We start from the raw sequence: 16,249 nt of genomic DNA, 5'->3' as shown, positions 1-16,249 counted from the left end.
TGGCATCAGCCGATCGGCTGATGGCGGGTACGACTTCGGGGCGGGGCGGGGGTTGGGGCCGGCGGTTCAGTGGCGGGCCGCGAGCTCCGCTTCGAGGCGGGTCAGGTGGCGGGCCTCGGCCTCCTTGCGCACGGAGGAGAAACGGCGGTCGACGAGGAGGACCGGGAGCAGCCAGAGGTAGCCCCAGAAGCTGAAGGAGTCGACGGCGCCGGTCTGCCGGAGCAGTGTGTTGGTGAGGAGGGCCAGGCCCATGGAGACGGCCCAGGCCGCCGGGCGGTGGCGCCCCAGCAGGCGCACCGGCGCGTTCCACGGGCCCGCGAGCGCCTCGACGGTCGCGGCGAGGACGGCGGCGTCGCGGTCGGTGGGGGCGGCGGACTCGGCGGCGCGGGCCGCGTCGCCGCCGCCCGCGGCGAGGGCGTCGGTGAGCGCGCGGGCCTGGTCCTGCGTCTGCCGGGAGGCGACGGCCCCCTGGGCGGCGGCCGTCCGCAGTTCGTCCCAGTAGCTTCGGCGGGCCCAGCGTTCGGCGGAGGCCAGGCGGTCGGCCTCGGCGGACTCGGGGGCGAGCTCCTTCAGGCGGCGGGAGAGGACGCGGGCGCGGGAGGCGCGGCCCGGGTGGTCGAACGCGTCGGCGCGCAGGCACAGCTCGGCGTAGCCGGCGAGCAGCCCGAGGTGGTCGCCGTCGAGGGCCAGCCCGGCACGGAAGGCCTCCTCGGCGAGGTCGTCGTGGTCGTCCTCGTCCTCGGCGGCGTGCCCCAGAGCGAGCCAGCAGTAGAGATCGGCCTGCGGGCCGAGGGAGTCGAGTCCCTCCTGCGCGGCCCGGCGCGCGGCGGCGTTGCCGCCGGCGAGGAACAGCTGCTCGCAGCGGGTCTCGTAGGTGTCGAGCGTGGTCATGTGTTTCTCCCCTGTGCCTCCCCCGTGCGGGGCTGGGCAAGTCTGCGACGTGCGGGTTTGCCTGGTCAAGACCAATCCGGGAGCCGGTCGGGGAAGGGCGGCCGGAAAACCGGATGAGGCGTGTCAGTGGTGAACCGTATGGTCGGACCTGATGCCCGAGAAACCTGTCGCCCCAGAGTCCCCCGGTCCCGAGGCCGGACCCGCCGCCACCGGTACCGCCGCTGATACCGACGACGGCGCCGGCCGGTCCACGGTCCGTGTCCTGCTCCGTCTCTGGCCGTACGTACGGCCCGTACGGGCGCGGCTGTTGGCCGCCGCGTTCGTCGCGATCGTCGCCTCCTGTCTGTCGCTCGTCATCCCGCTGGTCCTGAAGTGGCTGGTCGACGGGCCGGTCGCGGAACGCGACCCGGGCGGGGTGTGGCTGGGGGCGCTGTACCTGCTGCTGCTCGGCATCACCGAGGCGGTGCTCTTCGGCTTCCGGCGCTGGCTGGTGGCCCGTCCGCTGTCCTGGGTCGAGGCGCGGATGCGGTCCGAGCTGTACGGCAGGCTCCAGCGGCTGCCGATCGCCTTCCACGACCGCTGGGCCTCGGGGCAGCTGCTGTCGCGCGGCACGACCGATCTGATGCTGGTCCGGATGTTCCTGGCCTTCCCGCTGACGTTCCTCCTGGTCAATGGCGTGACGATCCTCGCGGGTTGTGTCCTGCTGCTCGCCCAGGACTGGTCGCTCGGCCTGGTGCTGCTGACTCCGGTCGTCCCGCTCGTGATCGTCTGCTCGGTCTTCGAGGGGCGGTACGGGGTGGTCGCGCGGCGCGCCCAGGACCAGGTGGGCGACCTGACGACGGTCGTCGAGGAGAGCGTCCTCGGCATCCGGATCGTCAAGGGCTTCGGCCGGCACCGCAGCCAGGCCACCGCCTTCCGCGAGCTGTCCGGCCGGCTGCGCGGTACGGAACTGGCCAAGGCCCGGCTGCTCGCGATGATCTGGGCGGTCATCACCTTCGTACCGGAACTGGCCATCGGGGCGGCGCTCGTCCTCGGCACGGTGCAGGTCGCGGACGGGGACCTGTCGGCGGGCACGCTCGTCGCGTTCCTGTCGACGGCGCTGGCGCTGCGCTGGCCGGTGGAGTCGATCGGCTTCCTGCTGGCGATGAGCCAGGAGGCGGCGACCGCGACGGAACGCTACTTCGAGGTGATGGACGCCGAGGAGGAACCGGACGCGGTTCCGGGCCCGGACCCGAAGGCGGCCACGGACCCGGCGGACCCGAAGGCGGCCACGGACCCGGCGCCCGACCTCGTACCCGGTGGCGTGCGGTTCGAAGGCGTGTCGTTCCGCTACCCGGACGCCCCGGAGGGCTCCCCGCCCGTCCTGGACGGCGTCGACCTCCACATCCGCCCCGGCGAGACCCTCGCCCTGGTCGGCGGCACCGGCTCCGGCAAGACCACGCTCACCGCCCTCGTCACGAGGCTGCACGAGGCCTCCGACGGCCGCATCCTGCTGGACGGCGAGGACATCGCCCTGATGGGCCGGGAGCGGCTGCGGTCCCTGGTGTCGATGGCCTTCGAGGAACCCACCCTGTTCTCCGCGAGCGTCGGGGAGAACGTCCTGATGGGCGCCGGCGGTTCGGCGGGCGAGCCGGAACTGCGGCGCGCCCTCGGGGTCGCGCAGGCGGACGGCTTCGTCGACCGGCTGCCCGAGGGCACCGCGACCCAGGTCGGCGAGCAGGGGCTGAGCCTGTCCGGCGGCCAGCGGCAGCGGCTCGCGCTGGCGCGGGCGGTCGTCGGCCGCCCCCGCTTCCTCGTCCTGGACGACCCGCTCTCCGCGCTCGACGTCCACACCGAGGCGCGGGTCGAGGCGGCCCTGCGCGACGTCCTGCGGGAGACGACCGCGCTGGTCGTGGCGCACCGCCCGTCCACCGTGATGCTGGCGGACCGGGTCGCGCTGCTGTCCCGGGGCCGGATCGCGGCCGTGGGCACCCATCAGGAACTGCTGCGGACCAGCGAGGAGTACGCCTGGCTGATGTCCGGCGAGGGCAAGGCCGGGGAGAACGGGAACCGATGACCGACGGCACACTCACCGAGATCACGGACACCGCGTCCGCCGAGCCGCAGGCCGCCCCGGCCGCGCCTCCGGCGGCCGGCGACCCCTTCGACCGCGACGACCTGCCGTCCCCGCCCGGGGCGACGGGCGCGCTGCTCCGCTCCCTCCTGGCCACGCACCGCGTCCGGGTCGCGCTCGCCGCCCTCGTCCTGCTCGTCAAGGAGGCGGCCGTACAGGCGGGTCCGCTCCTCGTGGCGTACGCCATCGACAGGGGCGTCCCGGCGTTCCGGGCGGGCGACCACGGGCCGGTCGTCGCGGTGGCGCTCGGCTATCTGCTCTGCGCGGTCCTGTCCGGCCTCCTCCAGTACGTCTTCGTCCGCGGGGCCGCCCGCGTCAACCAGGACGTCCTGCTCGACCTGCGCGGCCGGATCTTCCGCCACGCCCAGATCCTGAGCGTCGACTTCCACGAGCGCTACACCTCGGGGCGGCTGATCTCCCGCTCGACCACGGACGTCGAGTCGCTGCGCGAACTGCTCTCGGAGGGCCTCCAGGAGCTGATCGGTGTCGTCCTGTCCTTCGTGTCGATCTCCCTGGTGCTGCTCTGGCTGGACCTGGGGATCGGGGCGGTGGCCGTGGCGTCCTTCCTGCCGCTGTACTTCCTGGTGAGCCTGTACCGGCGGCGCGCGAGCCGGGTGTTCGCCGAGCGTTCCACGGCCATCGCGGGCGTGATCGTGAAGTTCGCGGAGACCATGAACGGCATCCGCCCGGTCCGCGCGTTCCGCCGCGAGCCGGTCAACGACGCCGAGTTCGCGGTGCTCAACCACCGGCACGAGCGCAGCAACGGCGACTCGAGCCTGGAGATGGCCCGTTACGTCACCGGCTCGCGGCTCGTCGCGAACACGGCGGTCGCCGGGATGTGTCTGTGGGGCGCCTACCGGGTCGCCTCGGGCTCCCTGGAGCTGGGCGTCCTCGCGGCGGCGGTCCTGTACATGCGGCGGCTGTACGACCCGATCGACCGGCTCGGCATGTTCCTCAACTCCTACGAGTCGGCCGCCGCGTCCCTCGCGAAGATCGCGGGGCTGCTGGCGCAGGAGCCGGGGGTGCCGGAGACGGCGGCGCCCCGGGAGCTCCCCGCCCGCCCGGGCTCCCCGGGCCGCGAGGTCGTCTTCGACGGCGTGCGGTTCGCCTACCGCACGGGCGGCGAGGTCCTGCCCCGCTTCGACCTGACGGTCCCGGCGGGCCAGACGGTCGCCGTGGTGGGGGCGACGGGCGCGGGCAAGTCGACGCTCGCGAAGCTCCTGGCCCGCTTCTACGACCCCACGGAGGGCGCGGTGCGGCTGGACGGGGTGGACCTGCGCGACCTCGCCACCCCGGAACTGCGCCGGGGTGTCGTCATGGTGACGCAGGAGGCGTTCCTCTTCTCGGGGACGGTCGCCGAGAACATCGCGATCGGCCGGCCGGACGCGAGCCGGGCGCAGATCGAGGAGGCGGCGCGGGCGATCGGGGCGCACGAGTTCATCGCGGGCCTACCGGACGGCTACGACACGGACGTACGCAAGCGGGGCGGCCGGATCTCGGCGGGCCAGCGCCAGTTGGTCGCCTTCGCGCGGGCCCTGCTCGCGGACCCGGCGGTGCTGATCCTGGACGAGGCGACCAGCTCCCTGGACGTGCCGGGCGAGCGGGCGGTGCAGCGGGCGATGGACACGGTCCTGGCGGGCCGTACGGCCGTGGTGATCGCCCACCGGCTGTCCACGGTCGAGGTGGCGGACCGGGTCCTGGTGATGGAGTCGGGCCGCATCATCGAGGACGGCCCGCCTTCGGAACTGGTCACCGGGGAGGGGCACTACGCGGGGCTGCACCGGGCTTGGCGGGAGAGCCTGGCCGGCTGAGCGTCCCAGGGGCGCTCAGACCCGTGGGGGTGCCGTGGGGGCTGTTCCGGGGGTCGTGTTCGGGACTGCATGATTTGCGGCGCATGGGACGTCCTGCCGTCGTGGGCGTTTCTCATGCGCCACAAATCACGCTTCACGTCCCGAACACGACCCCCACTGCCGCCGTCGGTTCCGTGGCCCGTGGAGCGGGGTCACCGGGCCTCGTGGCCGGGCCGGGTCCGCAACAGAACCAGCGAAAGCACCGCCGCCGTCGCCATCAGGGCCGCCGCCCCCACCGCCGCCCCGCTCATCGCCGACACGAACGCCTCCCGCGCCGCGTCGAGCACCGCTCCCGAGGAGTCCAGCGCACCGCCCAGCGTCTCCCTGGCCGCCGCCGGGGCCGAGGCCGGCATCGCGGAGGTGTAGACGGCCGCGCCGACCGCGCCGAGGACGGCCATGCCGAGCGCCCCGCCGAGTTCCTGGCCCGATTCGAGGACGGCGGCGGCCGCTCCGGCGCGCTCGGGCGGGGCGGCGCCGAGGGCGAGTTCGTTGGCGAGGGTCATCGCGGAGACCAGGCCGCCCGCGTAGACGGCGCTGCCGACGAGCACCACCCAGAGCGGGGTGGCCCGGTCGACGGCGCCGAGCCAGGCGAAGCCGGCGGCCGAGAGGAGGAACCCGCCGGCCATGACGTACGCGCGGTCGATCTTGCCGGCGAGCCCGGCGGCGGCCGGCGCGGCGACGAGGACGCCTCCGGTGGGCACGAGGCTCCACAGCGCCGCCTCGAACGGGCTCTGGCCGAGGACGGACTGCAGGTACTGGGTGAGGAAGACGGCGAAGCCGACCGTCGCCGCCATGGCGAGCAGGTTGACGAGCACGGAGCCGCCGTAGGCCCGGTTCCGCAGGAGGCCGAGGTCGATCATGGGGTGGGCGAGCCGGGTCTGCCGGCGCAGGAAGACGCCGGCGAGGAGGAGGCCGAGGAGCACGGCGAGCGCGGGCAGGGGGGCCCAGCCGTTCTTGGCGAGTTCCTTGATGCCGCCGACGAGCGTCAGCAGGCTCGCGAGCGAGAGGGCCGCGCTGAGCAGGTCGAACCGGCCGGTGGCGGCGGCGCCCTTGGACTCGGGGAGCAGCAGGGGTCCGAGGACCAGGAGCAGGGCCATGGCGGGCAGGTTGATCAGGAAGACGGACCCCCACCAGAAGTGCTCGACGAGCGCGCCGCTGACGACGGGGCCGAGGGAGATGCCGCTCGCCATGACGGAGGTCCACAGGGTGACGGCCTTGGCGCGCTGCGCGGGGTCCGGGAACAGCACCCGGATGAGGGCGAGGGTGGCGGGCATGAGGCAGGCTCCGGCGACGCCGAGCAGGGCGCGGGCGCCGATGAGCGCGCCGGGGGTGTGGGCGTAGGCGGCGGCGACGGAGGCGACGCCGAACAGCGCGGCCCCGCCGAGCAGCATCCTGCGGCGTCCGACGCGGTCGCCGAGGGCGCCCATGGTGACGAGGAGGCCGGCGAGGACGAAGCCGTAGGTGTCGAGGATCCAGAGCTGCTGGGTGGCTCCGGGCCGTAGGTCGGCGCTGATGGAGGGGATGGCGAAGTAGAGGATGGAGACGTCCATGGAGACGAGCAGCAGCGGCAGCATGAGGACGCCGAGGGCGGTCCATTCGCGGCGGCCCGCGAGGGCGGGGCGGGGCTCGGAATCGGGGGGTGCGAGGAGTGTCATGCGAGGAGAGAAGCAGCGCGGTGTGTACGACGCCACTCCTGCCCTAGTGCACCGTGCTCGCCCGCCGGGAAGCCGCAGCTCAGAGCCGCGTACAGCAGCCTTGGTGCACTAGTACACTCCCCGCCATGACGACCGAGCCGCCCTATCTGGAGATCGCCGCCGAACTCCGCCGTCGCGTCCACACGGGGGAGCTGTCGCCCGGGGACCGGGTGCCGTCCACGCGGGCGATCACCCGTGAGTGGGGGGTGGCGATGGCCACGGCGACGAAGGCGCTCGCGGTGCTGCGCCAGGAGGGTCTTGTCCGCCCGGAGCCGGGGGTGGGCACGGTGGTGACGGCCTCGGGGGCGAAGGCGGGGGCGGCGCCGGAGGCGGCTCCGCTGTCGCGGGAGCGGGTGGTCGCGGCGGCGCTCCTGCTGGCGGACACGGAGGGCCTGCACGCGCTGACGATGCGCCGGGTGGCGACCGTGCTCGGGGTGTCCACGATGAGTCTGTACCGCCATGTGCCGGGCAAGCCGGAGCTGGTGCGGCTGATGACGGACGCGGCGTGCGGCGAGGTGCCGTTGGGTCCGGTGCCGGCGGACTGGCGGACCGGTCTGGAGCAGGGGGCGCGCTGGCTGCGCGGGGTGTACGCGCGGCATCCGTGGCTGGCGCACGCGATGGCCTCGTTCACGCGGCCGGTGGCGACGCCGAATGCGATGGCGTACACGGAGTGGGTGCTGCGGGCGCTGCGGGGCACTCCGCTGACGGCGACGCAGAAGCTGCACACCCATCTGGTGATCTTCGCCTATGTGCAGGGGCTGTCGATGGCGGACGACCTGGAGGAGCAGGCGCGTCAGGATTCGGGCATCTCCGACGGCGAGTGGATGGAACAGAACGAGCCACGGTTCGACGCGATCCAATCGGCGCGCTCGTACCCCGAGTTGGCCTCCGTCACCCGTGACGGCGGGTTCGGTCTCGATCTGCGGACTCTCTTCGAATTCGGGCTCGGGCGAACGCTGGACGGCATCGCGGCCATGATCGACGAAACGTCCGGTTAACGAACACGGCCCGTCGGGCACCGGACGATTTCCGGCCAACTTGTTGACGCGGTCCTGACAGGTCCCCGTCATTCCTGTCAGTCTCTCCCCGGTCCTTCGCACCACCGTTCACCGCTTCACCCGAACGAGTAACGCGTCACAAGTACTTGCTCCACAGCTCTCCTTGCTCCGCCCGGACGGGCTCACCCAAGTCCGCCGGTACCCCCCTCGCATAAGGAGTCTGCGTGAGATCCACGCCCAGCCGTCGTGCCACCGCGACCGGCGCCCTGATCGCTGCCGCCGCCATGCTCACCATCGGTGTGCAGGCCGGTACCGCCTCGGCCGACCCCTTCGCGGCGGCCCCGTCGGCGCTGTCCGCGGGCAAGCCCAACCCCGGCAAGCTGCCGGCCGACCTCTCCCCCAACGAGCGCGCCGCGCTCATCAAGGCGGCGGACGCGGACAAGGCCGCCACGGCCAAGTCCCTCGGCCTCGGCGCCCAGGAGAAGCTGGTCGTCCGCGACGTCGTCCAGGACCGCGACGGCACCACCCACACGCGCTACGAGCGCACCTACGCCGGACTCCCCGTCCTCGGCGGTGACCTGATCGTCGCCGAGACCAAGGCCGGTGCCCCCGCCGGGGTCATCAAGTCCAACCGCGCCACGCTCGCGGGCGTCGACCTCGCCGCCACCCTCGCCCCGGCCGCCGCCGAGAAGCAGGCCGTCGGCCTCGCCGCCGCGGAGGGCTCGAAGAAGGCCGCCGCCGACCGCGCCCCGCGCAAGGTCGTGTGGATGGCCCAGGGCGCGCCCGTCCTCGCGTACGAGACCGTCGTCGGCGGCCTCCAGCACGACGGCACCCCGAACGAGCTGCACGTCGTGACGGACGCGAAGTCCGGCGCGAAGCTCTACGAGTGGCAGGCCATCGAGACCGGCGTCGGCAACACGCAGTACAGCGGCCAGGTGACCCTCGGCACCGCGCCCTCCTACTCGCTGACCGACACCACCCGCGGCAACCACAAGACGTACGACCTCAACGGCGGTACGTCGGGCACCGGGACGCTGTTCACCAACACCACGGACACGTGGGGCAACGGCACCACGTCCAACCGGGCCACCGCGGGCGCCGACGCGCACTACGGCGCCGCGCTCACGTGGGACTACTACAAGAACGTGCACGGCCGCACCGGCATCAAGGGTGACGGCGTCGGCGCGTACTCCCGCGTCCACTACGGCAACGCCTACGTGAACGCGTTCTGGTCCGACTCCTGCTTCTGCATGACCTACGGCGACGGCACGAACAACGCCAAGCCGCTCACGTCCATCGACGTGGCCGCGCACGAGATGACGCACGGCGTCACCTCCAACACGGCCGGCCTGGTCTACAGCGGCGAGTCCGGCGGCCTCAACGAGGCCACCTCGGACATCTTCGCGGCGGCGGTCGAGTTCTACGCCAACAACGCCAGCGACCCGGGCGACTACCTCGTCGGCGAGAAGATCGACATCCGCGGCAACGGCACCCCGCTGCGCTACATGGACAAGCCGAGCAAGGACGGCTCGTCCAAGGACGCCTGGTACTCGGGCATCGGTTCGATCGACGTCCACTACTCCTCGGGCCCGGCGAACCACTTCTTCTACCTGCTCTCCGAGGGCAGCGGCGCCAAGACCGTCAACGGCGTGAACTACGACTCGCCGACCTCCGACGGCCTGCCGGTCACCGGCATCGGCATCGACAAGGCCCGGCTGATCTGGTTCAAGGCGCTCACCACCAAGTTCGGCTCCTCGACCAACTACGCCGGCGCCCGCACGGGTGCCGTCGCGGCGGCCACCGAGCTGTACGGCGCCGGCAGCCCCGAGGTCAAGGCCGTGGAGGACTCCTTCGCCGCCATCAACGTGGGTCCGCGCTCCGGTGGCGGCACCCCGCCCACCGGCACCTCCTTCGAGAACACGGCCGACGTCGCCATCCCGGACGCCGGCGCCGCGGTCACCTCGACGGTCAACGTCACCGGCATCACCGGCAACGCGCCGAGCAACCTCTCCGTCGGCGTGGACATCGTCCACACCTGGATCGGTGACCTCGTCGTCGACCTGATCGCCCCCGACGGCTCGGTCTACAACCTGCACAACCGGACCGGCAGCAGCGCGGACAACATCCAGCAGACCTACACCGTGAACGCCTCCTCCGAGGTCGCCAACGGTGCCTGGAAGCTCCGCGTCCAGGACAAGGCCGGGTCGGACACCGGCTACATCAACAGCTTCAAGCTGACCTTCCCGTAAGCCTCACGGCACGGGAGCGGGCGCCCGGAGGGAAGCTTCCCTCCGGGCGCCCGCGCGTCTGCATACCCTGGACCGCATGATCAGGGTGCTGCTGGCCGACGACGAGACGATGATCAGAGCCGGGGTGCGGGCCATCCTCGCCTCCGACCCGGGGATCGAGGTGGTCGCCGAGGCCGGCGACGGCCACGAGGCCGTCGAGCTCGCCCGCGAGCACCGGCCCGACGTCGTCCTCCTCGACATCCGGATGCCCCGGCTCGACGGACTCGGCGCCGCCGAGGAACTGCGCGGGGTCCTGCCGGACGCGGCCGTCGTCATGCTCACCACCTTCTCCGAGGACGCCTTCATCGCCCGCGCCCTCGGCTGCGGCGTCAGCGGCTTCCTGCTCAAGTCCGGGGACCCGCGCGAGCTGATCGCCGGGGTCCGGGCCGTCGCCGGGGGCGGCGCCGCCCTCTCCCCCACCGTCGCCCGCCGGGTCATCGACACCCTCGGCGGCGAGCGGTTCACCCGCGCGGCCGAGGCACGGACCCGCCTGGAGCCGCTCACCGGCCGGGAGCGGGAGGTCGTGGCCCTCCTCGGCGCGGGCCTCTCCAACCAGGAGATCGCCGAACGGCTGTACGTCGTCGAGGGCACCGTCAAGGCGCACGTGAGCGCCGTCCTCGGCCGGCTCGGCCTGCGCAACCGGGTGCAGCTCGCGGTCCTCGCGTACGAGGCGGGGCTGGTCCCCGATGCCTGAGCCGCGCCGCGGGGCCGCCCGGGAACGCCTCTTCGACCTGGTCCTGTGGCTGCTGCTGTGCGTGCCGGTGCTGCTGAAGTCCGACCCGAACGACGGCGGCAGCTGGCCCCTGGTCGCCATCGGCGTCGTGGTCCTCGCCGGCTGTGTCGCGGTGAGCCGCAGATGGCCACTGCTCGCACTCGGCGTCACGGTCGCGGCGAGCCTGCCGGCCTCCCTTGAGCTGTTCACCCCCTCGTACAGCCTGGCCCTGATCGCCTTCGGCTACCTCGCGGGACGGCGGCAGGAGCACACCCGGGCGGCGCTGTGGCTGTTCGGCGCGGTCGCGGCCGTCGGTCTCCTCCTGACCCGCCTCACCCACACCTCGCTGGGGCAGTGGTTCACCCTGCTGCTCGCCCTCGCGCTGGCCGTCGTGGCGCCCTGGCTGATCGGCCGGTACGTGCGGCAGTACGACCGCCTCGTCCGGAGCGGCTGGGAGCTGGCGGACCGGATGGAACGGGAGCAGGCCGCCGTCGCCGACCGGGAGCGGCTGCGCGAGCGGTCCCGGATCGCGGGCGACATGCACGACTCCCTCGGCCACGACCTGGCCCTGATCGCGATCCGGGCGGGTGCCCTGGAGGTCTCGCCGGAGCTCGGACCCGCCCAGCAGCGGGCGGCGGGCGAGCTGCGCGGGGCGGCGGCGGACGCCACGGCCCGGCTGCGGGACATCATCGGCGTGCTCCGCGAGGAGGACGCGGGGGCGCCCACCACCCCGCCCGGCGAGACGGTGGAGGAGCTGGCCGCCCGCGCCCGCGCCTCGGGCCTGGCGGTCACCCTCGCCACGACCCCGGTCCCCACCCTGCCGGGGATGTCGGGGCTCGCGCTGCACCGGATCGTGCAGGAGGGCCTGACCAACGCGGCCAAGCACGCGCCGGGCGCGGCCGTCACGGTCACCGTCACCCCGAATCCGACGTACGTCCGGGTCAGGGTGGTCAGCGGGCCCGGCAGGGAACAGGGCGGCGGGGGTACGGACACGGGCGCGGCTGCCGGTACGGGTACGGGCGCCGGGCCCGACGGGCAGGAGCGGATCTCCGGCCACCGCCCCGAACCCGGTTCCGGACCCGGCCCCGACTCCGATTCCGGCGGCACCGGGCTCGTCGGTCTCGGCGAGCGGGTCCGGCTTGCCGGCGGCACGCTCACCCACCGGGCCACCCCGGACGGCGGCTTCGCCCTGGAGGCGGAGCTGCCCAGGAAGCCCCCCGCCCCGCTGCCCACCGCGCCCACCTCGGCCCGGGAGCTGGACCGGGCCCGCCGCGAGGTGCGCAAGGGCCTCGCGCGGGCGATCTGGATCCCGCTCGCGCTGCTCGCCGCGCTGGGCCTGCTGATGGCCGGGGTGGCGCTGTGGACGCAGTACCAGTCGTATCTGGAGCCGGAGGACTACGCGAAGCTGCGGGTCGGGATGAGCCTGGCGCAGATCTCCGAGGCCTCCGACGACCTGCCCGACCACCCGCTCGGACATCCCCCGCACGGGGTGCCGCCCGAACCGGCCGGCATGCACGAGTGCCGGTACTACCGGGCCTCGATGCTCGCGGCGATCCCGGTGTACCGGCTGTGCTTCGTCGACGGGCACCTCGCCGACAAGGCCGAGGTGCCGTGACCGCCGCCGGCGGCTACCGCAGCAGCACCCCCGCCCCCGCCCCCGTCGTCTCCTCCGGCAGTGCCATCAGGCCCAGTTCCGCCGGGTGGGCGAGGAGCGGATGGGCGGGGCGGACCCGGACCGTGCAGCCGAAGGTGCCGGTGCGGTCGAGTTCCAGGGTTCCCGCGTACGGCTGACGGCCCTCCAGGTCCGGGCCGCCCGCCGGCTTCAGCGGGACGGCACGGCTGTCGGCGAGGGTGTCGTCGGCGTCGACCCGGCCGGTGACGGCCTGCACCTCGACGTCCTCGGGGCCGAGCCCGCCGAGGGCCACCCGGACCCGGACGATCGGGGTCGCCCCGAGATCCGCGTCGGCCAGGTCGTCGGCGAGCCCGTCGCCGACCTCGACGTGGTCGACGGTCACCTTGGGCCAGGCGTCCCTGACCCGGGCCTTCCAGGCGGCGAGGTCGCGCGCCCGCTCCGGGGTGAGGGCCCGCCGGGCGCCGGCGGCGGGCACGTACAGCCGCTCGACGTACTCGCGGACCATCCGGTCGGCGAGCACCTTCGGGCCGAGGTCGGTGAGGGTGCGCCGGACCATGGCCGTCCAGCCGGCCGGGACGCCGTCGGCGCCCCGGTCGTAGAAGCGGGGGGCGACCCGGCGCTCGATCAGCTCGTACAGCGCGGCGGCCTCCAGGTCGTCGCGCCGGTCCTCGTCGGCGGCGGCGGCCCCGTCGGCGGTGGGGATCGCCCAGCCGAAGTCGGGCTCGAACCACTCGTCCCACCAGCCGTCGAGGACGGAGAGGTTGAGGCAGCCGTTGAGGGCGGCCTTCATGCCGCTGGTGCCGCAGGCCTCCAGGGGGCGCAGCGGGTTGTTGAGCCAGACGTCGCAGCCGGGGTAGAGGCCGCGGGCCATCTCCATGCCGTAGTCGGGCAGGAAGACGATCCGGTGCCGGACCCGGGGGTCGTCGGCGAACCGGACGAGTTCCTGCACGAGCCGCTTCCCGCCGTCGTCGGCGGGGTGGGCCTTGCCCGCGACGACGAGCTGCACGGGCCGCTCGGGGTGGAGGAGGAGGGTCCGCAGCCGGTCCTTGTCGCGGAGCATCAGGGTGAGCCGCTTGTACGAGGGGACCCGGCGGGCGAAGCCGATGGTGAGCACGTCGGGGTCGAGGACGGAGTCGGTCCAGCCGAGTTCGGCGGCTGCGGCCCCGCGCTGCCGCCAGGAGGCCCGCAGCCTCTCCCGTACATCGGTCACGAGCCGTTCGCGGAGGGTGCGGCGCAGGGCCCACAGCTCCCGGTCGGCGGGGTCGGGTCCGAGTTCGCCGACCTCGGGGGCGGCCCAGGTGGGGGCGTGGACGCCGTTGGTGATGGAGGTGATCGGCACCTCGTCGGCGTCGAAGCCCGGCCAGAGCCCGGCGAACATGGACCGGCTGACGGCGCCGTGGAGGGTGGAGACGCCGTTGGCGCGCTGGGCGAGGCGCAGGCCCATGGCGGCCATGTTGAAGACGCCGGGCTCGCCGCCGAGGGGGGTCTCTTCGCCGAGGGCGAGGACCCGTCCGGTGTCGACGCCGGGGAGGGCGCCGTCCTCGCCGAGGTGGCGGGCGACGAGGCTCCGGTCGAAGCGGTCGATGCCGGCCGCGACGGGGGTGTGGGTGGTGAAGACGGTGCCGGCCCGGACGGTCTCCAGGGCTCCGTCGAAGTCGAGGCCCTCGCCCTGGAGTTCGCGGATGCGTTCGAGGCCGAGGAAGCCGGCGTGGCCCTCGTTGGTGTGGAAGACCTCGGGGGCGGGAGTGCCTGTGAGACGGCAGTACGTGCGGACGGCGCGGACGCCGCCGATGCCGAGCAGCATCTCCTGGAGCAGCCGGTGCTCGCTGCCGCCGCCGTACAGCCGGTCGGTGACGCCGCGTTCGCCGGGGGCGTTCTCCTCGACGTCGGAGTCGAGCATCAGGAGGGGCACCCGGCCGACCCGGGCGATCCACAGATGGGCGTGGAGGCTCCGCCCGCCGGGCAGCGCCAGGGTGATCCGGGCGGGGGCGCCGTCGGCCTCGCGGAGCAGGGCGACGGGCAGCTCGCCGGGATCGAGGACGGGGTACTGCTCCTGCTGCCAGCCGTCGCGGCCGAGGGACTGGCGGAAGTAGCCGTGCCGGTAGAGCAGGCCGACGCCGATCAGCGGGACGCCGAGGTCGCTGGCGGCCTTGAGGTGGTCGCCGGCGAGGATGCCGAGGCCGCCGGAGTACTGGGGCAGGGCGGCGGCGACACCGAACTCGGGCGAGAAGTAGGCGACGGCGGCGGGCGCGTCGCCGGACCGGTCCTGGTACCAGCGGGGGGCGTGCAGATAGGTGTCGAGGTCCTCGGCTGCGGCCCGCAGCCGGGTCAGGAACTCCTGGTCGGCGGCGAGCGCGGCGAGCCGGGGGGCTTCGAGGGCGCCGAGGACCCGGACGGGGTCGGCTCCGGCCGGCCCCTCGGGGGCGAGGGAGTCGAAGAGCGCCCGGGTGGGCTGGTGCCAGGACCAGCGCAGGTTGTGCGCGAGGTCGGCGAGGGGTCGGAGGGTGTCGGGGAGGACGGGACGCACGGTGAATCGACGGATTGCCTTCACGTCGTCCACCTTCGCAGGCGAGTACGGAGCGGAGCGGGCGCACCACGCTGTGCGTCCGGCGTGCCGCTCCGACTGCCGGGGTGGCGCGCCGGCGGGCCGGGGCGCCTCAGCCGATGGCGGGGAGGGGCACCTCGTACGGGGAGCCCTGGTTGACGGTGGTCGGGTCGAAGGCGCCGGTGGCGGCGTACCGGCAGGCGATGGCGGCGAGTTCCTCGGCGGGGATGACCTCGTGGATGTCGGTGAAGCCGTGCGGGGCGCGGGCGTGGGCGAGGTTGATGACGACCTCGGGGCCGAACTCGCGGTTGGCCCGCTGGAGGGCGGTGGTGACGGGGCGGCGGGCGCGTTCGTACGCGGCGAGGCCCTCGGCGGGGTCGGCGGGGTGCAGGGCGAGCGCGTGGGCGAGGGCGCGGGCGTCGACGATGGACTGGGTCGCGCCGTTGGAGCCGATGGGGTACATGGCGTGGGCGGCGTCGCCGACGAGGGTGGTGCGGCCGTGGGTCCAGCGGTCCAGGGGTTCGCGGTCGACCATCGGGTACACATGGGCGGAGTCGGCGGCGCGCAGCAGGGCGGGGACGCTGACGCCGTCGAACTCCCAGCCCTCGTAGAACGGCAGGAAGGCCTCGACGGGGACGGGCCGGTTCCAGTCGCCGAGCAGCCGTTCGTCGCCCTCGGCCGCCCCGGCCGCGTCCGGGTCTCCGGCTCCGCGCGGGTCCGCCGCCGTGCCGGTGCCGGCCGCGGGGCGGGCGAGCGCCCAGTTCACCAGGACCTCCCCGCCGGGTCCCGTCGGCCGGCTCATCGGGTACACGACGGCCTTCTGCCGGTCGTCGCCCGCGATGAACATGGCCGGGCCGACCGTCCGCGCCGGCACCCGGGACACCCCCCGCCAGATCAGCGTCCCGTTCCACGGCGGGGCGCCCTCCGCCGGGTGTAGCGCGGCCCGTACCGCCGAGCGGATGCCGTCCGCGCCGACGAGGACGTCCGCTTCGAGGGAGGCCCGGCCGTGCACGGACCCCGCCCGGTGCTCCAGGCGCAGCCGGGGCCGCCCGCCCGGCAGCGGGTCCACACCGCACACCCGGACCCCGGTGACCAGGGCGGCCTGCCCGAGCCTGGCCCGTACCGCACCGGCGAGGACCTGCTGGAGGTGGCCGCGGTGGACCGACAGCTGCGGCCAGCGGTAGCCGGCGCCGAGCCCGCGCGGCTCGCGGGATATCAGCCCGCCCGAGCGGTGGTAGTAGCGCAGCTCGCGGGTGCGCAGGGCGCCCGCTTCGAGGGCGTCGAGCAGGCCGAGGGCGTCGAGTTCGCGGACCGCGTTCGGCATCAGGTTGAGTCCGGCGCCGACCGGGCGGATCGCGGGCGCGGCCTCGACGACGGTGACCCGTTCGAACCCGGCGGCGTGCAGGGCGAGGGCGGTGGTGAGGCCGGCGATGCCGCCGCCGGCGATCACGATGTGCGGTCCCTGCCGGCCGTATCCGTGGGCGGAGCGGTACGGGGACGGGGAGGGCGTGTGCGGGAACATCTC

10 protein-coding genes are annotated in these 16,249 nt (G+C 74.1%); 6 read left to right on the top strand and 4 right to left on the bottom strand.

The window, feature by feature from the left end; genetic code table 11:
* Positions 1 to 66: 66 nt before the first annotated feature.
* Complete coding sequence (locus V4Y03_RS24115) at positions 67 to 891, bottom strand: hypothetical protein (protein ID WP_332436266.1); 825 nt, start codon at positions 889 to 891, stop codon at positions 67 to 69.
* Between the two features lie 151 nt (positions 892 to 1,042).
* Here V4Y03_RS24115 and V4Y03_RS24110 point away from each other — a divergent pair, with 151 nt between their 5' ends.
* Complete coding sequence (locus V4Y03_RS24110) at positions 1,043 to 2,947, top strand: ABC transporter ATP-binding protein (RefSeq protein ID WP_332436265.1); 1,905 nt, start codon at positions 1,043 to 1,045, stop codon at positions 2,945 to 2,947.
* Complete coding sequence (locus V4Y03_RS24105; protein WP_332436264.1) at positions 2,944 to 4,815, top strand: ABC transporter ATP-binding protein; 1,872 nt, start codon at positions 2,944 to 2,946, stop codon at positions 4,813 to 4,815. Before V4Y03_RS24110 ends, V4Y03_RS24105 begins: the two co-directional genes overlap by 4 nt.
* 191 nt (positions 4,816 to 5,006) lie before the next feature.
* Here the strand turns inward: V4Y03_RS24105 and V4Y03_RS24100 are convergent, their stop codons facing one another.
* Complete coding sequence (locus V4Y03_RS24100; RefSeq protein ID WP_332436263.1) at positions 5,007 to 6,509, bottom strand: MFS transporter; 1,503 nt, start codon at positions 6,507 to 6,509, stop codon at positions 5,007 to 5,009.
* 125 nt (positions 6,510 to 6,634) lie between these two features.
* On the opposite strand from V4Y03_RS24100, the gene V4Y03_RS24095 reads away from it, so the two are divergent.
* The 4 genes from V4Y03_RS24095 (at position 6,635) to V4Y03_RS24080 (ending at position 12,161) form a co-directional block, all read left to right on the top strand.
* Positions 6,635 to 7,546, top strand: a complete 912-nt coding sequence (locus V4Y03_RS24095) for a TetR/AcrR family transcriptional regulator C-terminal domain-containing protein (protein ID WP_332436262.1) — start codon at positions 6,635 to 6,637, stop codon at positions 7,544 to 7,546.
* 224 nt (positions 7,547 to 7,770) lie between these two features.
* The gene (locus tag V4Y03_RS24090) at positions 7,771 to 9,795 is read left to right on the top strand and encodes a M4 family metallopeptidase (RefSeq protein ID WP_317876802.1); all 2,025 of its coding nucleotides are present in this window, start codon (positions 7,771 to 7,773) and stop codon (positions 9,793 to 9,795) included.
* 76 nt (positions 9,796 to 9,871) lie between these two features.
* On the top strand, positions 9,872 to 10,528 hold the full coding sequence (locus V4Y03_RS24085; RefSeq protein ID WP_317876801.1) for a response regulator transcription factor: 657 nt from the start codon (positions 9,872 to 9,874) through the stop codon (positions 10,526 to 10,528).
* On the top strand, positions 10,521 to 12,161 hold the full coding sequence (locus tag V4Y03_RS24080) for a sensor histidine kinase (protein ID WP_332436261.1): 1,641 nt from the start codon (positions 10,521 to 10,523) through the stop codon (positions 12,159 to 12,161). Before V4Y03_RS24085 ends, V4Y03_RS24080 begins: the two co-directional genes overlap by 8 nt.
* 13 nt (positions 12,162 to 12,174) lie before the next feature.
* Here V4Y03_RS24080 and glgP read toward each other — a convergent pair whose 3' ends face one another.
* Entirely contained in the window at positions 12,175 to 14,730 is a 2,556-nt protein-coding gene (gene glgP, locus V4Y03_RS24075; protein WP_332436260.1) for an alpha-glucan family phosphorylase, read from the bottom strand.
* Between the two features lie 106 nt (positions 14,731 to 14,836).
* The gene (locus V4Y03_RS24070) at positions 14,837 to 16,246 is read right to left on the bottom strand and encodes an FAD-dependent monooxygenase (protein ID WP_332436259.1); all 1,410 of its coding nucleotides are present in this window, start codon (positions 16,244 to 16,246) and stop codon (positions 14,837 to 14,839) included.
* Between the last annotated feature and the right edge of the window lie 3 nt (positions 16,247 to 16,249).

The sequence above is a fragment of the Streptomyces sp. P9-A4 genome (assembly GCF_036634195.1).
Classification (GTDB): Bacteria; Actinomycetota; Actinomycetes; order Streptomycetales; family Streptomycetaceae; genus Streptomyces.
This window is presented reverse-complemented; position numbering and strand designations above follow the sequence as displayed.